The sequence below is a fragment of the Marinomonas ostreistagni genome (assembly GCF_016888445.1).
Taxonomy (GTDB): Bacteria; Pseudomonadota; Gammaproteobacteria; order Pseudomonadales; family Marinomonadaceae; genus Marinomonas; species Marinomonas ostreistagni.
In genome coordinates this window covers 919,768-941,793 of record NZ_JAFEKF010000001.1, presented here as the reverse complement: position 1 = coordinate 941,793, position 22,026 = coordinate 919,768, and the positions used below count along the sequence as shown (strand labels likewise).

Annotated in this window: 17 protein-coding genes; 14 read left to right on the top strand and 3 right to left on the bottom strand. The window is 48.3% G+C overall.

Annotated features, from left to right (window positions below):
- Nucleotide 1: 1 nt before the first annotated feature.
- Nucleotides 2-1,741, bottom strand: a complete 1,740-nt coding sequence (radD, locus tag JQX58_RS04535; RefSeq protein WP_204145610.1) for a DNA repair helicase RadD — start codon at nt 1,739-1,741, stop codon at nt 2-4.
- Nucleotides 1,742-1,824: 83 nt separating this feature from the next.
- Here radD and JQX58_RS04530 point away from each other — a divergent pair, with 83 nt between their 5' ends.
- The 10 genes from JQX58_RS04530 (at nt 1,825) to JQX58_RS04485 (ending at nt 11,431) form a co-directional block, all read left to right on the top strand.
- Nucleotides 1,825-2,478: a 2OG-Fe(II) oxygenase gene (locus tag JQX58_RS04530; RefSeq protein ID WP_204145609.1), complete on the top strand. Its 654-nt coding sequence runs from the start codon at nt 1,825-1,827 to the stop codon at nt 2,476-2,478.
- A 91-nt stretch (nt 2,479-2,569) separates the two neighbouring features.
- Entirely contained in the window at nt 2,570-3,553 is a 984-nt protein-coding gene (gene trhO / locus JQX58_RS04525) for an oxygen-dependent tRNA uridine(34) hydroxylase TrhO (protein ID WP_204145608.1), read from the top strand.
- 190 nt (nt 3,554-3,743) lie between these two features.
- Nucleotides 3,744-5,840 (top strand): DNA polymerase III subunit gamma/tau, encoded by a 2,097-nt coding sequence (gene dnaX / locus JQX58_RS04520; protein WP_204145607.1) that lies wholly within the window; start codon nt 3,744-3,746, stop codon nt 5,838-5,840.
- 20 nt (nt 5,841-5,860) lie between these two features.
- A complete protein-coding gene (locus JQX58_RS04515) occupies nt 5,861-6,187 on the top strand; it encodes a YbaB/EbfC family nucleoid-associated protein (protein ID WP_204145606.1) in 327 nt (108 codons plus the stop codon).
- Between the two features lie 9 nt (nt 6,188-6,196).
- Nucleotides 6,197-6,790, top strand: coding sequence for a recombination mediator RecR (gene recR / locus JQX58_RS04510; protein WP_204145605.1), 594 nt, complete (start codon nt 6,197-6,199; stop codon nt 6,788-6,790).
- 1 nt (nt 6,791) lies between these two features.
- On the top strand, nt 6,792-7,931 hold the full coding sequence (gene rnd, locus JQX58_RS04505; RefSeq protein ID WP_204145604.1) for a ribonuclease D: 1,140 nt from the start codon (nt 6,792-6,794) through the stop codon (nt 7,929-7,931).
- A gap of 25 nt (nt 7,932-7,956) precedes the next feature.
- Nucleotides 7,957-8,247, top strand: coding sequence for a YcgL domain-containing protein (locus tag JQX58_RS04500; protein ID WP_204145603.1), 291 nt, complete (start codon nt 7,957-7,959; stop codon nt 8,245-8,247).
- A complete protein-coding gene (locus tag JQX58_RS04495; RefSeq protein ID WP_204145602.1) occupies nt 8,247-8,726 on the top strand; it encodes a YcgN family cysteine cluster protein in 480 nt (159 codons plus the stop codon). Before JQX58_RS04500 ends, JQX58_RS04495 begins: the two co-directional genes overlap by 1 nt.
- Nucleotides 8,727-8,772: 46 nt before the next feature.
- Nucleotides 8,773-10,644 (top strand): vWA domain-containing protein, encoded by a 1,872-nt coding sequence (locus JQX58_RS04490; protein ID WP_204145601.1) that lies wholly within the window; start codon nt 8,773-8,775, stop codon nt 10,642-10,644.
- Nucleotides 10,637-11,431: a class II glutamine amidotransferase gene (locus JQX58_RS04485; protein ID WP_204145600.1), complete on the top strand. Its 795-nt coding sequence runs from the start codon at nt 10,637-10,639 to the stop codon at nt 11,429-11,431. Before JQX58_RS04490 ends, JQX58_RS04485 begins: the two co-directional genes overlap by 8 nt.
- Before the next feature lie 26 nt (nt 11,432-11,457).
- On the opposite strand, the gene cysK is transcribed toward JQX58_RS04485, so the two are convergent.
- A complete protein-coding gene (gene cysK, locus JQX58_RS04480; protein ID WP_204145599.1) occupies nt 11,458-12,423 on the bottom strand; it encodes a cysteine synthase A in 966 nt (321 codons plus the stop codon).
- A gap of 240 nt (nt 12,424-12,663) precedes the next feature.
- Here cysK and hrpA point away from each other — a divergent pair, with 240 nt between their 5' ends.
- From hrpA to JQX58_RS04460, 4 genes are read left to right on the top strand one after another with little or no spacing between them, the layout of a single operon-like run.
- On the top strand, nt 12,664-16,572 hold the full coding sequence (hrpA, locus tag JQX58_RS04475) for an ATP-dependent RNA helicase HrpA (RefSeq protein ID WP_204145598.1): 3,909 nt from the start codon (nt 12,664-12,666) through the stop codon (nt 16,570-16,572).
- 19 nt (nt 16,573-16,591) lie between these two features.
- On the top strand, nt 16,592-17,425 hold the full coding sequence (locus tag JQX58_RS04470; RefSeq protein WP_204145597.1) for an MlaA family lipoprotein: 834 nt from the start codon (nt 16,592-16,594) through the stop codon (nt 17,423-17,425).
- A gap of 26 nt (nt 17,426-17,451) precedes the next feature.
- A complete protein-coding gene (locus tag JQX58_RS04465; RefSeq protein ID WP_204145596.1) occupies nt 17,452-18,492 on the top strand; it encodes an extracellular solute-binding protein in 1,041 nt (346 codons plus the stop codon).
- Nucleotides 18,479-20,809 carry a putative bifunctional diguanylate cyclase/phosphodiesterase gene (locus JQX58_RS04460; RefSeq protein ID WP_204145595.1) on the top strand — a complete coding sequence of 777 codons (2,331 nt, stop codon included), beginning with the start codon at nt 18,479-18,481 and terminating at the stop codon, nt 20,807-20,809. The genes JQX58_RS04465 and JQX58_RS04460 overlap by 14 nt, the downstream gene beginning before the upstream one ends.
- A gap of 26 nt (nt 20,810-20,835) precedes the next feature.
- Here the strand turns inward: JQX58_RS04460 and JQX58_RS04455 are convergent, their stop codons facing one another.
- On the bottom strand, nt 20,836-21,942 hold the full coding sequence (locus JQX58_RS04455) for a PQQ-dependent sugar dehydrogenase (RefSeq protein ID WP_204145594.1): 1,107 nt from the start codon (nt 21,940-21,942) through the stop codon (nt 20,836-20,838).
- Between the last annotated feature and the right edge of the window lie 84 nt (nt 21,943-22,026).

Below are 22,026 nucleotides of genomic sequence, written 5' to 3'. Positions count from 1 at the left end.
TTTATCTGAGCGCGTTGGCCTTGCGATAAGGGCCTTGGTAATCAAACAGTAGCTGGGTCACGCGCCAATGCTGCTTCACTTGCTCGGCGATGACAAAGTCGGGGCAAGGTAAGTGCTCAAAAAATGGTTGTACTTGTGTGGCGCGTTCAAATTCTAGCGGCTGACTGCCTTGGGCAATGCGTCGGCCAAATTCTTCATTGAAGCGAGTCAGCTCTTTTTTGTAATCAAAATTAAAGCGTTGCTTGAGCTCCTCAGCGTCTTCATCATGATAGCGAATCGTCAGTACGTTGCCTTGGATTGTGGGGCTAATGGCTTGGCAGCGCAGGACTTTGTGACCTTTTAGGTTGAGTGCTTTTTTCAAGATGTCATCAGGGTCGATCAAGCGCTCATGACAGTGTTGGCAATGCCGCGCTGCGATATCGTTTTCTTCATTGCAGTGCGGGCAACGCTTGAATACAAAGCGGTAGTCGCATTGGAATTCGCCGTCGGGCGTTTCTACCAGCCCTTGGCAACGTCTACCGTAATGTTCCAGTAGCGTTCCGTCACTGGCTTTTTTGCCCCAGAACATATTTTGAAAGCTGCATTGGGGGCATTCAACCTGCACTAACTGACTTTGAGGGTTAGGTTTGCTGCTGCCTATTTCGGGCTGAAAAATATCGTAACCACTGTTGGTGTAATCGAGTACTAGGCAATCTTTTTTTTCCGGTGCCAGACGCAAGCCTCGGCCCACCATTTGCTGAAACAAGCTGACCGATTCAGTGGGTCTAAGTAGTGCAATAACATCCACATGTGGGGCATCGAAGCCTGTGGTAAGCACCGATACGTTGACCAGATATTTCACCTGCTGAGCTTTGAAATCACAAATGATCTTATCGCGCTCTTGGTTGCTTGTGTTGGCGGTGACAAGGCGGCTTTCTGCTCGGGGCAGGTAGCCCATAATCTCTATGGCATGCTCGACGGTACTGGCAAATATCATCACACCTTTGCGCTCTAGTGAGCGTTCGATGATTTGCTCGCAGATGGCTTGGGTGACGCGAGGATGTTGCTTGACCAGTTCGTTGAGTTGTTGCTCTCTGGGCTGATCGGCGTCCTGATGAGATTCTAGTCCGCTAAAGTCGTAATGGGCGATGGCGGCATCAAATACCTTAGGTTCGGTCAGATAGCCGTCTTTCACAAGGCGTCTTAGAGGAAGTTCGTAGATGCATTTTTGGAAAAAAGGAGTGTCTACGTCGCGGAAAAAGCCCCAGTAATGTTGCTTGTAAATCCAGCCGCTATCAAGACGGTAGGGAGTTGCAGTCAGGCCGAGAACTTTGAGTTTAGGATTAAGTGCTTTGAAATGCGCAATCGCCTCGTGATACTGACCTTGCTCAGCTTTCGGGATGCGGTGGCATTCATCAATGATCAATAAGGAGAGCGGGGCTTGATTGTCCTCCAGGCCACGCGCCAAGCTCTGAATGCTGGCAAACGTCACTTTGTGCTCAAGGTCTTTGCGCTTTAATCCCGCAGAGTATATGCCAGCATCGACACCCAGCTCTGTCAGTTTTTGGTGGTTTTGCTGAACCAGCTCCTTGACGTGGGTTAAGCAAATCACCTTATGGCGTGCTAAGCGGCAGATTTCGGCGATTACTAAGCTTTTGCCGGCGCCGGTGGGTAAAACAATAACGGCTGAGTCATCGCTACCGCGAAAGTGCGTGAGCGTGGCATCGACGGCTTCTTGTTGATAGTCACGAAGTTGATACACGGCAAAAGTTCCACAAAAAGACTGTACAGCGCGGCACGCTACAGTATCATCTGTCGGTTTACAATGCTTCTAAGGTTTCATCTATGAGCGCCATTGCTCCTTTTACCAGTGACACGCCCTTTGACCAAGTGGTAAGCGATATCCGCGAAAAAGGTTGGAGTGTCACCGACGGGTTCTTTTCACCTGCTTTGATTGACGCCTTGATGGCGGATGTAGAAGAGCTTGATAATGCTTATATGCATCAAGCGGGTGTAGGGCGCAAAACCGATCATCAAGTCGCTCTTGATCGTCGCCGTGATTACATTCGCTGGATCGATCCAGAAACACCTGCTCGTACGGTATTTTTAGATGCTATGCGGGATTTAAGGGTAGAGTTTAATCGCCGCTTGATCTTAGGTTTGTGGGATTATGAAGCGCATTTTGCGCGCTACGAAGAAGGGGCATTTTACGAAAAGCATTTAGATGCTTTTAAGGGTAAAAGCAACCGAGTGCTGTCCACCGTGCTGTACCTTAACGAAGATTGGCAAAGTGATGATGGTGGCGAATTAATTTTATTTGATGAGCATGATCATAATCAGGCGGTAGGTCAGTACGCGCCGCTGAAAGGGCGTCTTGCGGTGTTTCTAAGTGAGGCCTTTCCTCATGAGGTGCTTAAAGCCAAGCGAACTCGTCACAGCATTGCGGGCTGGTTCCGTGTGAACAACAGCATCCAAAATATTGTTGATCCGGATCAATAAAATTCGCAAAACATGCCTGTTTTCTCTATAATGCGCGCCTTCAATTAAAGGCTCTGGTTTTACGTTCCAGATCGCATTAGGAGAGAATAACGTGTCAAAAGTTGTAGTATGTGCCCTGTACAAATTCGTGCAGTTAGATAATTACCAAGAACTGCGCGAACCGCTGCGTCAATTACTGGAAGACAATGGTGTGCGTGGTACTTTGTTGCTCGCCAACGAAGGCATCAACGGTACCGTTGCTGGCAGTCGTGAAGGCATTGATGCCATGTTAGCTTGGTTGGCGCAGCAGCCTGGCCTTGATAACATTGGTTACAAAGAATCGTACGACGATGAAATGCCGTTTTACCGCACCAAAGTAAAACTGAAAAAAGAAATCGTGACCATGGGCGTTGAAGGTGTGGATCCACGTAAAGTGGTCGGCACTTACGTTAAGCCAAAAGATTGGAACGCACTGATTTCTGATCCAGATGTTGTGTTGATCGATACCCGTAACGATTACGAGTTCCAAATCGGTACGTTCGAAAACGCGGTCAACCCAAAAACCGATACCTTCCGTGAATTCCCAGACTACGTTAAAGAAAACCTAGATCCTGAGAAAAACAAGAAAGTAGCGATGTTCTGTACCGGCGGTATCCGCTGTGAAAAATCGACTGCTTACTTGAAAGAGCAGGGTTTTGAAGAGGTGTATCACCTTGAAGGTGGCATTCTTAAGTATTTAGAAGAAGTGCCTGAAGACGAAACCATGTGGCAAGGTGAATGCTTTGTGTTTGATAACCGTGTATCGGTTAACCACAAACTGGAAAAAGGCGAATACGACCAGTGTCATGCGTGTCGTATGCCAATCACTGAAGAAGAAAAGCAAGATGAGCGCTTTGAGCAAGGCGTAAGCTGTCCGCATTGTTTTGATAAGTACACTGACGAGCAGCGCCGCCGTTTTATCGAGCGTGAGCGTCAAGTGCAATTGGCGAAACAGCGTGGCGAAGCCCACATCGGTGCTGAAGTGGTTGATGCGGTTGAGAAGCATCGCCGTGAAAAAGAAGAAGAGCGTGAGCGCCAGCGTCAAGCAGGTCAATAAGCTTTCTCGCAACGATAAGATGCGATAGCTAAAAGGTCAGCCCGTGCTGGCCTTTTTTGTTTATTTCTTTTCTGACTGAAAAAGCTTAAAATTCAAAACATTACCAAGTTGTCCTAAGAGTCGCTTTTGAGCATACTCCAGGCTCTAAACTGCTGAATTCAGCCCAACAAAAAGTAACGATACTGTCCGCATGAGCTACCAAGTACTCGCACGTAAATGGCGTCCGCAAACCTTCCTAGAAATGGCAGGTCAAGATCACGTACTCCAAGCACTGGTTAACGCATTGCGCCAGCAGCGTTTGCACCATGCCTATTTGTTTACCGGTACCCGCGGGGTCGGTAAAACCACCATCGCACGTATCTTTGCCAAATGTCTAAACTGTGAAGTGAAGGGGATTTCGCCGGAGCCTTGTGGTGAGTGTGACAGTTGTCGTGAAATTGCCGAAGGGCGTTTTGTCGATTTGATCGAGGTCGATGCGGCCTCGCGTACTAAAGTAGAAGACACCCGTGAACTACTGGAAAACGTACAATATGCTCCGACACGCGGTCGTTTTAAAGTTTACTTGATAGACGAAGTGCACATGCTCTCGAGTCACTCGTTCAATGCGCTACTAAAAACGCTGGAAGAGCCCCCAGAGCATGTGAAGTTTTTGTTGGCGACCACGGACCCACAAAAATTACCGGTGACCATCTTGTCACGTTGTCTGCAGTTTAACTTAAAAAATATGTCGCCACAGCGCGTGGTCGACTACCTGCAGACGATTCTGACAACTGAACAAGTGAGCTTTGATCAGCCATCTTTATGGCAGATCGGTCAAGCGGCTAATGGCAGTATGCGAGATGCGTTAAGTCTAACGGATCAAGCGATTGCTTTTGGTGACGGTCAAATTACCGAAACCGGTGTCACCTCGATGCTGGGTTTGGTGAATCAAACTCAGATTTTATCGTTGCTTGAATTGGTGGCTGCCAAAGATGCGGCCGGCACATTGGCCAAGGTTGAGCAACTGGCGGATTATCAGCCAGATTTTCAATCTATTTGTGGCGCCTTGCTCGATGCATTACACCGCATAGCGATCGAGCAACAAGTGCCGGGCGTATTGGTCGATCAAATGGGTGACTTGGCGCGTATTCAGCAATTAGCGCAATCCATCTCACCGGAAGAAACTCAGGTGATGTACCAAAGTTTGTTGGTGGGTAAACGTGATTTGCCATTGGCGCATACCATTCGCTCAGGCTTTGAAATGTTGATGCTGCGCTTAATTGCCTTTCGTCCTGCGGGATCAATGGTGCCAAGCTATCAAGCACCAGCACCAGCACCAGCACCAGCGCCTGCACCAGCACCAGCACCAGTTTCTCCTGCGCCAGAAATGCCAGCACCAGAAGAAGCCGCTAGTGATGCTTCTCCTGAGCCAGAAGTAAGTCCTACAGTCGCTATGCCAGCACCACAAGTCTCGCCTCAAGCGCCTGTTGCGCCTGCACAACCTGTGGTAGAAGAGCATCCGCCTTGGGAAGACGCGCCGTCAGAGCCAAGTATTCAACCGTCGGCGGTAGAGCCTTTACCAGTGAACAGCATGCCTGCGCCAGAAGTGCTCGCTGCAGATGAACCGGCGCCAGAAGAGGTTGTTTCAGAAGTGGCTGCTCCAAAGCCCACCAAGGACTCGGCCAAACGCTTATCAGATATGCTCACCAGTGCAGACAGTGCGGTGGAAGAAGAGAGCGATGAAGAGGCCGATGAGCGTGCCATTGCTGAGACCGAAGACCCTTATGCCATGTCAGCAAGCTTAATCGATGCGGTATCAGAAGAGGCTGCGCCAGCGTCGCAAAAGCTGCAGCCAATTCCAGATACGGTGGCTCAGCCAGCATTAGGTATGGCGTTACCTGAGATTAACCACTACCAAGAGATGACGATGAATCTTTGGTGGTTGGTGGCGCCGCGCTTGAAATTAACAGGATTGGTCCAAAATATAGCCATGAACTCCTGTTTGATCGATGCGTCAGAGCAGGGGATTAAGCTTCAAGTGCCGCTAGAGTACGGGCACATGCTCAATCAAGCGCGTTACGAGCAAATTAAAAACGAATTATCTGACTTCTTCCAGATGCCGGTACCTTTGATTATTGATACCTTGGCAGAAGTAGAAGGGGTCACAGCAGAAGAATTCGCTGCCAGCAAACGCGCCGAAGCATTGCAGGCAGCAATCGATCATTTGAATACTCACCCGCTGGTACAAGCCTTAGCGCAGACCTTTGGTGGGCAAGTACTGTACGATACTGTAAAAGTAAAAGCTTAGACTCAATATTGGAGAGAGATATGTTTAAAGGTGGTATGGGCAACATGATGCGCCAAGCGCAGAAAATGCAGGAAAACATGCAGAAAGTCCAAGAAGAAATCGGCAATATGGAAGTCGAAGGCCAAGCCGGTGCCGGTCTTGTGAAGATCACCATGACGGGCCGTCACGATGTTAAACGCGTTTCGATCGATGACTCTTTGTTTGAAGACGATAAAGAAATGCTAGAAGATCTCGTTGCAGCGGCTATCAACGATGCAGTACGCAATATCGATGCGACATCAAAAGAGAAAATGGCAGCAGCGACAGACGGTATGCCAATTCCTCCTGGCTTTAAAATGCCATTCTAGGAGCTTTGTTTGTTTAGCCCATTAATTAAAGAATTGATTGATTCATTGCGCTGTCTTCCCGGTGTCGGGCCCAAGTCGGCGCAAAAGATGGCGCTTTACCTGCTCGAACGTGATTCGCAAGGCGCTGATCGCCTTGCGCAATCATTACGTGAAGCACTGGACAAAGTTGGGCGCTGTAATCAATGTCGCACATTGACAGAAGATAATCTTTGTCAAATTTGTGCTGACGAGGATCGTAACCGTTCGCGTCTATGCATCGTAGAAACCCCTGCGGATGTCATTGCGATCGAAACCACGAAACAGTTTGATGGCATCTACTTTGTGTTGATGGGGCATTTGTCGCCCATAGACGGCATAGGCCCAGAAGAATTAGGTCTTGAGCGTCTGGACAGTATTACCGCCCAAGAGGGGGTAGAAGAAGTCATTATCGCAACCAATAGTACCGTAGAAGGCGAAGCAACCTGCCATTACATTGCAGACATGCTTAAACCTAAAGGTATCGACGTCAGCCGCATCGCCCAGGGCGTGCCCATGGGTGGCGAATTAGAATACGTTGACGGCAATACGTTAGCGTTGGCATTAGAAGGCCGGAAAAAACTCTAACATGGATATACAAAATCAAACCCTAGACATCGTCTGGGTCGATACTGACAGCGCTTTACGCAAGTGGTGTGAGTATTGGTCAACACTTTCTTTTATCGCCGTGGACACGGAGTTTGTACGTCGTACTACTTATTACCCAGTGACTGGTTTGATTCAAGTGTCTGAGGGTCAGCAAGCGGTGCTGATTGACCCGCAAACGATCAGCGATTGGGCGCCATTACGTGAGCTGATGGTCAACCAAGATGTGATGAAAGTGTTCCATGCTTGCTCTGAAGATTTAGATGTATTCGATCGTTTAGTCGGTGTATTACCAACGCCGTTTTACGACACTCAGATCGGCGAAGCTTTTGCTTCGGCACAGTGGTCATTGAGCTACGTCAAACTGGTAAAAGAATACCTTGATATCGATGTTGCGAAAGACGAAACGCGTTCGGACTGGACTTTACGACCGTTAACGGATGCCCAAAAACGCTACGCTGCTCTAGACGTGATTTACCTCGCTGAACTCTATCCGATGCAAATCGAGCGCTTAACTACCAAGCAAATGCTTGATTGGGTGTTAGAGGACTGCGAAAGCCTTAAATGGCAATATCAGCAAAACAACGATCCAGAGCAAAACTGGGACGGTGTCAAAGCTGCTTGGCGTTTAAAACCTAAGAGCTTAACCTTGTTACGTCGTTTATTTATTTGGCGTGATGAAAGGGCTCGCGAAAGCGATGTGCCTAAAGGTCAGATTTTAAAAGACCGCACCTTATGGTCACTGGCGAAAACATTGCCTGATAATGCTCGAGATGTGGGACAAGCAGAAGACATTACCCCGAAGCAAGTCCGTCTCTATGCCAATACAGTGATTGAGCACGTCGCTCTGGTCAATGAGTTGAGTGCGGACGAGTATCAAAACGCTCTTCCAGCACCACTGCCTTCAGACGCAGGGGATTTATCCAAAGCCATGCGCAGTCACCTAAAAGCACTCGCGCAGCAGCTTGAAGTGGCGCCAGAGGTGGTGTTAAAACGCAAACTTTTGGATCCGCTGATGCGACATATTTATGAAGGTTCGCCAATGGACTGGTCAAATCCTGTCTTTAATGGTTGGCGTAAAGAAAAGGTTGTCGCGCCTTTGTTAGAAAAATTTGCTAACTGATTATATGACCCATTGAGTATCGACCATGAAACACATGATTATTGAGATTTTTCGCTCATCAAAGAAAGACGAAATGTATCTCTACGTAGAAAAGCAAAAAGGCTTGAAAGACGTTCCTGAGGCGTTAATGGAACGCTTTGGTGAAGGCGTCAGCGTGATGACCATGCTGATAAAACCGGAGCAAAAGCTCGCCCGTGCCAATGCCAAAGATGTGATGGATTCTATTGTAGAAAAAGGCTTCTACCTACAAATGCCACCTGCACGTGAAGAGTACCTGCTGGATTTGTATAAAGCCCCAACGGAAGCGCGTTACTAATGATCGCTAAGCGTTATGAACCGTTTTGGAAAACCACACCCATGGCACAGATGACGACCCAAGAATGGGAGTCACTGTGCGATGGCTGTGGTAAGTGCTGTTTGCAGAAGCTTGCCGATGATGAAACAGACGAGGTGTACTACACCAATCTGTCGTGTCATCAGCTCGACATTGGCGCATGTCGCTGTAAAGTCTATGACAAGCGTTTAGAAAAAGTTGAAGGCTGCTTGTCATTGACGCCAGAAGACGTGTCTAAGTTTGATTGGCTGCCGGATACTTGTGGCTATCGAGTGCTGCATGAGACGGGTGATTTACCAAACTGGCATCCGCTGGTAGTGGGCAGTGACCGCGAAATGAAACGTCAAGGTCTTAACGTAAGTCACTATGCTGTTAACGAAAACACCGTTGACGAAGAAGACTGGCAAGAACATATTATTAAATGGGTACACGGAATGCCCGAGCCTTACGATCCCAGTTAGGGCCAAAACCTACCCAACAATTAAATCAGTGGCTGAGGAGTAGTCGATGTTTGTGAAAAAGTACGTGAAAGCCTGTATCGTTTCGACTCTTCTGCTGCTGTCCCCGTGGTCGGTTGCGGACACGCAATTTCGCTTAATTGTCGATGCGTCGGGTAGCATGCTGATCAATGACCCAGACAAGCTAACGGCCGAGGCGCTCAAGCTAATTTCAGACTTAGCGCCTGAGCAGCGTGCCTCTTTAGGCGTTTGGCTGTTTGGTGAGCGCTCCCGAGTGCTACTGCCCGAATCACTGATCAATAATCAAACCAAATCTAGATTAAACGATGCCATTGGTCGCTATGAGCCCGGTGATCTAAAGACCGACCTAGAATCTGTTATCCGTTTATTGCTGCAAACCCCTGATAGCGTTAAGTTGGCGCCTGACTATGATCGTCATTGGATCTTAGTGACGGACGGTATGGTTGATGTCAGTTTGGACGATGCGGTCAATGAAGCCTCGCGCAACCGTATCCGCTCAGATTTGGCGACCGAGCTCGCTGAGCGTGGTATTCATTTACATACCATTTCCATGACCGGCTATACCGACCAAGAGTTATTGCAGTCGGTATCGACCTTGACCGATGCGACCCATACGGAAGTCGCCACACCAGAAGCGCTGTTAGATACCTTTGATCGTATATTTTCACAAGCTGCGCCGTCTGAAGAGGTGCCATTTGATGGCAATACCTTTGCTATTGATGAGGCGATTGATGAAGCCACGTTGCTTATTTTTCATCAAGAAAATGTCGTTCCTTCGATTTATCGACCCAATGGTGAGCGTCTGCGCTTAGATGCCGCCAATGTTTCTGCGGTCGAAAATGAGCATTACACCCTAGCGACTATTACGAAGCCAAGTGTTGGTACTTGGCGCGTGGAAGATGTAGATCTTGAACGCAGTAGCGTGCGCGTCATCACAAATTTAAGTGCTCAGGCGACCAAGGTGGCGCCAGTATTATTTGTCAACGAGCCGATCTACTCCACCGTCGGATTGTTCCAAGATCGCGAGTTGATTAAAGATGCTGAGGTGTTGGATCTGGTGAACGTTGAGCAAAGACTGAACCTGCTCAGCGGCGAAGACTCGAAACAATTGATGCAAGCACAGTTGCCGATTGCCAACAGCCAGTTTAAAAATAAAGTGGAGCAGATCACTGCAGAAGGCAATTACGAGCTGATTTCTGAGGTAGACGGGCAAACGTTTGTGCGTCAACTGAGTCAGTTTTTTGCCGTACGAGCACCGATCACTTTTGAGGTGGAAAAAGAAAGTGAGAATTTGGTAGCCTTTTCGGCGAAACCGACTAACTTGCGCCTAAATCTGATGCGCAGTAATGCACGTTTGATCTTAACCTTCCGTGATGGTTCTGAAGAGTCTCTAGAAATGCCGATCATCGGCGAGGGTTACTGGCAAAAAGTGTATCCAGTACAGCCGAACAGTACGGTAAGAGCTCATGTTCGTTTAATCGGCATCACTCAAACGGGTGTGCGCTTTGAATACTCGACGCCCGAATGGATCCTGAGTCGCGAAGCCGCAGGTGCTGTTAACATTAGCCAAGCTCAGCAAGAATCGGGCGATCCCACGATTGCCGCCGCGGCGGTGGTGAACCGTGATTTGATGCCCGTGGTCGTGACGCCACAGATTTCAGTGGTGGAAGACCCAGAAGCGCCAGTAGAAGAAGAGCAGGCAGCGCCTGAAGAGGTCGAGACAATTGAGGCAACCGATGAGGCCGAGGCCGAAACCGAAGGCTTAGACAGCAGTGATTGGCTGCTTTATGGTGCAATCAATGGTGTGGGGCTTTTAGTGTTGATCGGTGGTTACTTAGCCTTTCGTAAAATTCGTAAAAAACGTCAACAGCAAAATGTAGTAGAAGACAGCGATGTGTGAGTTATTGGGCATGAGTGCCAATGTCCCGACGGACATTTGTTTTAGTTTTTCGGGTTTAAGAGCCCGCGGTGGGCGCACTGGCCCTCACAAAGACGGTTGGGGCATGGCCATGTACCGTGATGACCACGTTTGGGCGATCCATGATCCGCGCCCAAGTGCGGCATCGGATATGGCGTATATCATGAGCCAAACGTCGCTCAAGTGTCACATCGTCATTAGTCACATTCGCCAAGCCAATGTGGGCCATGTGTGTTTGCCTAATACACACCCATTTAGTCGTTTGTTATGGGATACCACTTGGAGTTATGCCCATAATGGCCAACTGGATACGCCGCAGAGTTTAGATATTTTAAGCCATTATCCGCTTGGTACGACGGATTCTGAGCGGGCTTTTTGCTGGATTATCGAGCAGTTGCTAGCGAAGTTTGGCGATCAAATGCCGCCAATTGAAGAGCTGACGCAAGAGCTAGGTCAATTGGCGGATCGTTTGCGTGAGAAGGGCGTGTTCAACATGATGTTGTCCAATGGCCAGTATTTATTTTGCTACTGCACAACCAAGTTACACTGGATCACTCGCCGAGCGCCGTTTAAACCGGCGACTTTGGCTGATGAAGACATGACAGTAGACTTTAAAGAAGTGACCAGTGATAAAGACGTGGTGACCGTGATTGCAACGCAACCACTGACACACGATGAAACTTGGCAGCAAATGCAAGCGGGTGAGTTGTGTGTGTTTGAGGCCGGTGAGTTAGTCGCGCATATTGAACCTAAAAAAGCCGACAGTTAGTCGGCTTTTGCTAGGCTTAGGGGGACTTACTGAACGGTTTCGTTATCGCTGAATTCACCTTCAAACAACGCCGTAGACAGGTAGCGCTCACCCGAGTCTGGTAAGACCACAACGATTTTCTTATCTGCAAACTCTGGCTCTTGGCTTAGTTTCTCCGCTGCGACGACGGCTGCACCACAAGAGATGCCACACAAAATACCTTCTTCACGCATTAAGCGCTTAGCCATGGCGATCGCGTCTTCGTTAGTGACCTGTTCGACACGGTCAATCACCGAAAGATCTAGGTTTTTCGGTACAAAGCCGGCACCGATACCTTGGATCTTATGCGGCGCTGGCGTTGGCTCTTCGCCATTAAGTGTTTGGGTGATGACAGGCGAAGAGGTTGGCTCTACTGCCACGCTAGTGATGGCTTTGCCTTGTACATTCTTGATGTAACGGCTGACACCTGTGATCGTACCGCCAGTACCGACGCCTGCAACAAATACATCGACTTCACCGTCCGTATCTTTCCAGATTTCTGGACCAGTCGTTTGTTCGTGGATCTCAGGGTTGGCTGGGTTTTCGAATTGCTGTAGCAATACAAAGTTCGGGTCTTCAGCAATTTCTTTGGCCTTTTCGATCGCGCCTTTCATGCCTTTGGCAGGTTCTGTTAGGACGATGTTGGCGCCCAAAGCTTTCATAACTTGGCGACGCTCAAGGCTCATGCTAGAAGGCATGGTAATCGTGATTGGGTAGCCACGTGCCGCTGCAACAAAACAAAGCGCGATACCCGTGTTGCCAGAAGACGGCTCAACGATGGCTTTACCTTCGGTGAGTAGGCCGCGTTTTTCTGCATCCCATACCATGTTGGCGCCGATACGGCATTTGACTGAAAACGCTGGGTTGCGGGCTTCTACTTTGGCCCAGATGTTGCCATTACCAACACGATTAAGACGCACAAGAGGCGTATTACCGATGGTCAGGGAATTGTCGTTGTATACATGTTCGGACATGTTGCTTCCTTTTCGTGTGATGGATAAATGTCTGTCTAGTCATTGTAGGGTGTCACTATAAACCTATCTAGGCAAACGATGTAAGAATTTAGAACTATAAGGTTAGATACCGCCATGGGTGAAGCTTATTCTTTGCCAAGGGCAGGACTCGATCAAAATAAATGATAGAATCTTAATCATATTAAACAGTTATCAGGTCAGCATGGCACAGTGCTGACGCAAAAAGGTATTCATTAGAGCATGCCAGAAGTACTCAATAGCGCACTATTAGACGCCTCACAACCTAACTTAATGACCCGTGACCGTCACGCCATCAGCAAAAAGCTGGATACGCTCAATAAGCGTCGTGAACAAGGTTTACCCGTCGATAAGCTTGAGCAAGAGTTGGCCCAGCAAGTAGCTGCTTCCAAGTCACTCTATGACGCGCGTTTAGCCCGTGTACCGACGCTTCAATACGATGAAGCACTGCCAGTATCGACGCGACGTGATGAGATTATTGGGGCGATCCGCGATCATCAAGTCGTCATCATTGCCGGTGAGACGGGCTCAGGTAAAACCACACAATTACCTAAAATGTGTCTTGAAGCAGGCCGTGGCATCGCAGGTCAGATCGGCCATACCCAGCCACGCCGTATCGCTGCGCGCAGTGTAGCGGAGCGTATCAGTGATGAAATGCAGGTCAAATTGGGCGAAGCGGTTGGCTTTCAGGTGCGATTCACGGATCAAAGTGAAGAAGAAACCCTTGTTAAGCTCATGACCGACGGTATTTTGCTGGCGGAAATTCAGCAAGATAAGTTCCTGCAGAAATACGACACCATCATCATCGACGAAGCTCACGAACGCAGCCTAAACATCGATTTCTTGCTTGGCTACCTAAAGCGCGTGCTGGACAGTCGCCCAGATCTTAAAGTGATCGTGACATCGGCAACCATCGATGTGGAGCGTTTTTCACGTCACTTTAATGATGCGCCGATTATCGAAGTCTCTGGTCGAACCTATCCTGTCGAAGTGCGTTATCAACCGCTTTTGAATAAGGCGGATGTTGAAGAGCTCGACGAAGACCAATCCATGGAGCAGGGCATCGCTGACGCTGTGTCTATGTTGATCGCAGAAGAGCGCGCGTCAGGCTATCGTGGTGCGGGCGACATCTTGGTGTTTTTACCAGGCGAACGCGAAATTCGTGAAACGGCGGAAATCTTACGCCGTGAGCAATTGCAGGGGGTTGAGGTATTACCTTTGTATGCGCGCTTAAGTAGCAGTGAGCAGCAGCGAATTTTCAAGCCGCACGGCGGTCGTCGCGTGGTGTTATCCACCAACGTCGCGGAAACCTCCCTGACCGTGCCCGGCATTCGCTATGTAATCGATCCAGGTTTGGCGCGTATCAGTCGCTACAGCGTACGCTCTAAGGTGCAACAATTACCGATCGAAAAGATTAGCCAGGCCAGTGCCAACCAGCGGGCGGGTCGTTGTGGACGTGTAGCGGACGGTATCTGTATTCGTTTGTACGACGAAGAGGATTTTAATAACCGCCCTGAGTTTACCGACCCGGAAATCTTTCGTACTAACTTAGCCTCAGTCATTTTGCAGATGGCCAATTTGCGTCTGGGGGCGGTAGAGAAGTTTCCGTTTGTCGAAATGCCGGACAAGCGTTTGATCAACGATGGCTATCGTGCCTTGACAGAATTGGGCGCAATTAAAAACGAGCGCTTGACGCAGATCGGTCGTCAATTGGCGAAATTACCGATCGACCCGAAACTTGGTCGTATGTTGATTGCGGCCCATGATCAGCATGTTCTTAAAGAAGTGGCGATCATTGTCAGTGCGCTATCGGTGCAAGACCCACGCGAACGCCCGCAAGACAAGAAAACCCAGTCGGATCAGTGTCACGCGGTCGACAAAGATGAAGATTCGGATTTCATGGTGTTGCTCAATCTGTGGCAGCGCTTTGAGACGCAACGCCAAGAACTGTCACAAAATCAATTACGTCAGTATTGTCGTAAGCAGTTTTTGAACTTCATGCGCATGCGCGAATGGCGCGATATTCATCGTCAAATCTTGATCGCTTGTAAGCAACTTGGCTTTAAAGAAGTCGAGCACGAAGAGCGCCAATACGAGTCGATTCACCGTGCCTTACTAGCGGGTTTGTTTACTCAGGTCGCTAACCGTATTGATGAGTCAAAAGAAATGCTTGGGTGCCGCTCGCGCAAATTGGCTATCTTCCCAGGCTCCATGTTGTTTAAGCGTCCACCGCAATGGGTGATGGCTGCAGAATTGGTGGAGACGTCCAAGCTCTATGCGCGCATTGTGGCTAAGATCGATCCTAAGTGGGTCGAAGACTATGCCGCGCCGTTTGTGAAACGCCAGTATTTTGATCCGCATTTCGAGCGTAACCAAGGGCGTGTTGTAGCCTATGAGCAAGTGTCTTTGTATGGCTTGATCTTGGTGGCTAAGCGTCGTGTGGATTATGGCCATGTGAACCCAGAAGATGCCCGTGAAGTGTTTATTCGCCAAGCGCTTGTAGAAACCGGTCTGCGTTCAAAAGCGGCGTTTTACCGTCACAACCAAGCACTGATCAAAGACGTTGAAACCCAAGAAGCGAAGCTGCGCACGCGTGACATTTTGGTGGATGATGAAGCGGTATTCCGCTTCTATGATGAGCGCTTGCCAGCCGATGTACGTAATCAGAAAAGCATCGAGTACTTTGCCAAGCAGCATCCTGACACCTTAAAGATGACGCGGGATGATTTGATCAATCAAGACGTCAATGTGGATGACTATGCGTTTCCTGATAACTACTCGCTCAATGGTGTGGCGCTACCGATTGACTACGCCTTTGCTCCAGGCAAGCAGCAAGACGGTGCGACGCTAAAAGTGCCAGTTGGCTTGCTGCGTCAATTGACGCTAGATGAGCTAGGCTGGGCCGTACCCGGTTATGTCAAAGAGCGTTGTGAGTCTCTGATCCGAGCTTTACCGAAGGCCTTGCGTCGCCGATTTGTGCCGATTCCGCAATTTGTTGATCGCATTTACCCGAATTTATCCAAAGATAAGGGCGATCTGTTGGAGCAGCTGTCGCTGCAGATTAAGCGTGAAACCTTGATTGATATCCCCTTGTCTGAATGGAGCGCAGAAAAGCTTGAAGGGCACTTGACCTTGAACATTGATGTGGTCGATGAGCGCGGTAAAGTGTTAGGCAGCGGTAAAAACTTGGCTGAGTTGCAACATCGTTTTGCCGACATGGTCGAGCAAAGCTTTGCTAAATTTGGTACCAAGCAACATGAACAAACTAAGCTGACACAGTGGCCAGAACAAGATGTACCTGAGCGCCAAGAAATCAAACAGGCGGGCATTCAGGTCACGGCGTTCCCAGCCTTGGTGGCGCAGCAAGACAGTGTCGCGCTAAAAATGTTTGATGATCCCAATACGGCTCAAGAGGCCCATCGTAAAGGGGTGATTGCATTATTTAAGCTAGCGCTAAACAAGGAGATGAAGTACCTTGAGAAAAATCTGCCTAAATTACGCGAGTCGATGTTGTTGTTCGCGCCTATAGGCAAAAAGGAAGTACTGTTAAACGATCTTTTAGACGCCATCGTGGAGAAGGTGTTTTTACAAGGCAAGACGCTACCGCGCACCAAACAAGAGTTTGAGCTACGCCTACAAGACAATCGCGCCCAGTTGGTAACGATCGGTAATGAGATGGCGCAACAATTACATGCGGTGTTATCGGCTTATCAGCATGTGGCTAAGCGCATGAAAGGCTCGATTCCGCTGCCGTGGACACGCGTTTATGGCGATATTAAAAAGCAGCTAGAAAATCTAGTGTATCCAGGCTTTATTGGCAGTACACCGCTGTTTTGGCTGGGCCAGCTGCCGCGCTACTTCAAAGGTGTGGAAGTACGTCTAGATCGTTTTCAAAACCATCTAAACAAAGAAAATGCGGCCGTTGGGCAACTGGAAACGTTATGGGAACAGTACGTGCGTCAGAAACAAGCGCACGATGAAAAGGGCATCTATGACCCGCAACTGACCAAATATCGTTGGTTGCTGGAAGAGTACCGTATTTCGATGTTTGCCCAAAACGTCGGTACGTTAGAGCCAGTATCAGAAAAACGTCTTGCCAAGCAGTGGCAGGAAGTCAAAAAACTTGTGTAAGTGAAAGGTATTTTTAACGATGAGAATTCAATGGATTGCGGTGGGATTAATGGCGCTATCAAGTGGTGTATCGGCTGAGACGCCAGAAGATCCTTGGGAGAGTGTTAACCGTTCGATCTTCAGCTTTAATGAAACCTTTGATAAATACGCGTTGAAGCCACTTGCGCAAGGTTATGATGCGATTACTCCTGAACCCGCACAAAAAGGCGTAAGCAACTTCTTTATGAATTTAGGGGAAATCCCTAACGCTTTTAATAACTTGCTGCAGGGCAAATGGGATGAAACGGCTTCGTCGACTTCTCGCTTTGTGGTCAATTCAACGATCGGTATTTACGGTCTGTTTGATGTAGCGGGCGCCATGGGCATGGAGCGTTATGAAGAAGACTTTGGTCAAACACTAGGCTACTGGGGCGTGGACTCGGGCCCTTATGTGATGTTGCCGTTTTTGGGGCCATCAACTGTTCGTGATACGACAGGGCTAGTAGTCGATTATTCTCTTTATGATGGTCTAGACTTAATAGACGCCAACGATGATGAGAAATGGATTGCGCTAGGTCTTGATGGCATCCAAACCCGTGCCAAGTTGCTCAATGCCGAGCGTATGATCTTCGGAGATCGTTACTCTTTTTTACGAGATGTCTACATTCAAACTCGTGAAGGTGAGGTAAAAGATAGTAATAACGGTCGTGATGATGAGGTACTGGACGCCTCTGAACAAGGCTCTTGGGGCGGTGATGGTGCCATGGAGGAAGGTGACTCGTGGGGCGATGATTCGTGGGGATCAGAAGACTCTTGGGGCGATGAAGATTCTTGGGGCGACGACCAAGGTTCGTGGGAGGAAGGCTCCCTCTAGGTCTTATTTTGAAAAAGGAAATGACTATGCGGCATTTTTCTAGTACAGCTTTGTGTATGTTGCTTGTTGCTTCAAATGCCGCAGCCGCTGAGCCGCGTCCTACCTTAACCTTTTTAACCTGGGAAGATTACATCAGCGATGAAGTCATTGATCAGTGGTATGCAAAGACTGGCATCCCCGTTAAACAGGTATTGTTTGATGATGAGGCACAGCGTAATTTGATCCTGACTGGCTCGACGGTAAGGCAGATTGATCTTGCGATCGTAGATCGTTCCAGCATGGATGTCTTGAGTCGCACCGGACAGCTCTATCCGGTCCGTAAGAGTAAAGGCCGTGAAGCTTTCTTCCCAGACGCATGTGGCACGTATGGTCAACAGTACGCTTGGGGCAGTTATGGTATCACTTACCGAGAGGATAAACTTGCCACACCGCCTACCAGTTGGAAAGCTCTATTGAATCCCACCGACGAGATGGCGGGTCATATCGGCATGTTAGGGCAAGCGGATGAGTTGTTGGCAGCCGCCTTATTTGCCTTGGAGCTTTCTCCGGTTTCTAATGAAAACAATGACTTAAAGAGTGCTTTTGAGTTGCTTAAACAGCAGTCTGCTAGTGTATATAGTTACGAATACATCTATACTTACATCTCTGACAATCCCAAACAAGACGATATCTGGGTGGCGCCTGCCTACAGTGGCGATCAGTTAGGCTTAAATGAATTACAAAATACCGATGCGTGGCGGTTTGTGGTGCCTGAAGACGGTTCAATGGTGTGGATCGACTGTTTAGCGATTCCAAGTAAATCCACCTTAAAAGAGCAAGCACAGCAATTTATTGATTTCTTGTCAGAGGCGAAGATAAGCGCCCTCAATAGTGAGGAGCTTGGCGTGGCCACACCGTTTAAAGATGCTTGGCAACTTCAAAGTGAAGACGTTAAGCAAGACGGTAGTGTGTATTTAACCGCAGAACAACTCGATGAAACACGTTTATTCTCGGGGTTTAAAGGGACTGAGATTCTGCAAAGAACTCGCATAAAGGATGCGTTACTAAGATACCATGACACTCACTAAACGCTTACTTCTATTGGTTGTGCCCATTTTGCTGGCCGGTGTGTTGCTAGCAAGCTACGGAGTGTTTCAAGTGCAAACTGAAACACTCAAAGAAGTAGAACAGAATCAACTTGACGTCAAATTGCTGCATGCCAAAGTCGGTTTTGAAAGCGAGTCGGTGGTCACTAGAAATTTAGTGTCTTTGCTGCTTGAGGGCGACGCTCTGGTGGATTTCACTCGCTATATCGGCCGTGATATACGTGAATATTTAGTGACGCAACGCCTAGATTATCTGATCAACGATGTGATCGAGGATAAACAAAGTCGTATTGCGCTCACTATTTTTAGCTCTGATGGTTCGGTCGTTTACCACTACGAACGCAGCGATAATCCCTTTTCAAGTGTACCAAGTTATCTTCCTACTTTTGCTGCGAGCATGTTTGCTAAAGGCGAGATGGAATCAGAGAAACTTATGTTTTTAGGTGATAAGAATCATGCTTATCTCTATGGACGTACCATTAATGCAACGACCTTTACTACCCCGATTCGAGGTGGCTTGGCAGACAGCCTTGCTATCGTTGCGACAGTTTATACCACCAAGTTTGATAATGAGCTGGGGCGTCTTGAGCAAGAATATGGCAATATGCCTTTGATTGTTAATCGCTCCCAAGGTCTATCAGTACCAGATGATGTGAGCTGGCGCTCGATTTCACTGATGAAAAATTATGATCTGGATATGCAACTCACTGATGAGTACCTATCGCAAACTCGTAACGAGTTGATCAATTGGATGATTGTGGCTGCTACGGTATTAGGTGGCGGTATGATTATCTTGCTATTGTTCTTGATTAAGCGCTTCATCATCCAACCTATCGAAACCTTAGACCGTCAGCTTAATTTGGTGCTTGAAGAGCAACAAGCCAATATTCAGCGCCCGGTAGGTCAAGACGAAGTCAGCAGTCTTGGTATCAAGTTTTATGACCTTTACGATCAATTGCACGCTAACTTACGTGAGTCGCGCACACTGGCGGTCACTGATGCGTTGACCAAATTGCCCAACCGCACGCGTTTCCAAGAGTTTGCCAAACGTGCCTTGGTCAAAGCCTGGAATCGCAACTCTCACGTCTCGCTGATCTACATCGATTTGGACAATTTTAAATTCGTCAACGACAGATTAGGGCACGAGGCAGGGGACGAGCTGCTGCAAGAAGCGGCGAGCTCGTTCCAGCATTTGCTACAAAGCGAACATCATCGTCAGAAAAGTGCCTTGGTATCGCGTCTAGCCGGAGACGAATTTGCCATTGTCTTGGCACACGATCATTTAGACGATCGTTTAGCCTTGGCGCAAGACGTGGTCAATCTATTTGAAGGTGGCTTTAAAACCAAGCGTTACATCACGCCAGTATCGGCCAGTATTGGTATAGCCAGTTACCCTAACGACGGTGAAGATTTACGCGAGCTGATCGCCAACGCCGATATGGCGATGTACCATGCCAAACGTACGGGTAAAAACCGTTTTGCGGCTTACTCACATACCATTGCTCGAGAAGCACGACGGGTCAAACTGATCGAAGATGCGCTTAAGTTCGTTAATTGTGATGATGAGTTCTCATTGGTGTTTATGCCTTTTGTCGACAAGGATTCCAATATTCGCGGTCTTGAGGTCTTATTGCGCTGGTATTCGCCGGAACTTGGTCAAATCACTCCTGATGAATTTGTACCGATTGCTGAGCAGACAGGTACTTACACTAAAATTGATGATTGGGTGTTCCGTAATGCCTTTAGTCAGCTGGAGACATTGCGTGGCTTCTTAGGCCAAGACATTGCCATTGCCATCAATATCTCTGCAGGTGAATTAGGGCAGGCGGACTTTGCTTCTAAATTGGTCCAGCTAAAACAAGAGTATAATGTGCCAGATCGCTCGGTAGAGCTTGAAATCACTGAGACCTTTGGTTACTTCGCGGTCGAGCAGGTGTTAACAGTGCTGCGTGAGCTGCGCAATGCAGGTTTTGGCATATCTATTGATGACTTTGGTATTGGTTATACGCCGCTGCTACAAATGATTGATTACCCAGTCGATAAGGTGAAGTTTGATAAGCAATTGGTACAACGCTTCACGGGTGAAAAGAATCATCCGCTACTACAGCCAACGGTCGAACTTTGTCATCTGCAATCCATTCAAGTGACTGCTGAAGGCGTTGAGGATCAAACGAAGTTTGACCAGCTGCGTGAGGGCGGTTGTGACTTCTTCCAAGGCTATGCGGTGGCACAGCCGATGACGATGAATGAGTTACGTCTTTGGGCAAGACGCTATGCTCATAATCAAGAGCAACGCTAATCAAGCGTTGCTCTTGATGGCTTGTTTTAGCTGTTGGCGGGCGTTACTCGGACAATTTTACCCGAGTCAGTGCTGATCAACAGGGCGCCATCTTGCGCTTCGATCACATCTCTTAAGCGTTCGTCTAAGTCTTCAAGAAAACGTGTCTCAAACACCTCACCGGTCGATAGACGCACATTATTTAGATGACGCAGTGCTAACGCTGTCGATAGGAAATCACCGTTCCAATCCTTAAATAACTCACCACGATAGATCAGCAATGAGCTCGGTGCGATAGAAGGGATAAAGACTTTTTTAGGATCTTCCATACCTTCTTTGCTCGTGCCTTCACCGACATCCATTGGTGCCCAATACTCTTTGCCATGAGAAACAATCGGCCAACCATAGTTAGCGCCGACACGAATCAAGTTAATCTCATCTCCACCGCGTGGGCCGTGTTCGTTAGACCATAACTGACCTGTGGCTTTATCAAAAAATAAGCCTTGAGGGTTACGATGACCAAAGCTCCAAATTTCTGGCTTGATGTTACCATGTCGCACGTACGGGTTATCTTTTGGCACACTGCCATCAAGATTCAAGCGTAAAATGCTACCCGCATGGTTAGACAACTCTTGAGCGTTGTTGCGAGTGCCGCGATCGCCCACAGTCATAAACACATGACCTGATTCATCAAAGGCAATACGACTGCCGAAGTGCTGGCCTTTGCTAGAGCTAGCATCGGCAACAAACAAGGTCTCCCAATCAGTTAACTGGTTTTGATCGAGACGTGCGCGGCCTAACGCTGTGGTGGCGCCTTCTTCAGTCGGTTGTGCAAAGGTCATATAGACCCACTTTAATGTGTCAAAGTCTGGGGCTAATGCCACATCAAGTAAGCCGCCTTGGCCCAGGTGAGCAATCTCGGGTAGCCCGGAAATAGTTTGTGTGTCACCACTTTGTAAGTTGACGCGCATAAGCTCGCCATCCAACAGCGTGACCAAAAGGTTATCTGAATCGATCTGCGCTAAGCCCCACGGAATTCCATCTAACTGGGCAATCGAAGTTACATTAAATTGCGGTTTTGCTTCCTCTGCATAACTCAGGGCACAAAACGTCAGAAGGACGAACGTGCTGAATTGTCGGAAATACTGAAGCATTCTCTATACCTACTTTATTAACTTAAAATCAGTATAGAGTACAAAAGTTGAAGAACGATGGTCTGAAGGCGGGTTTCATAATCA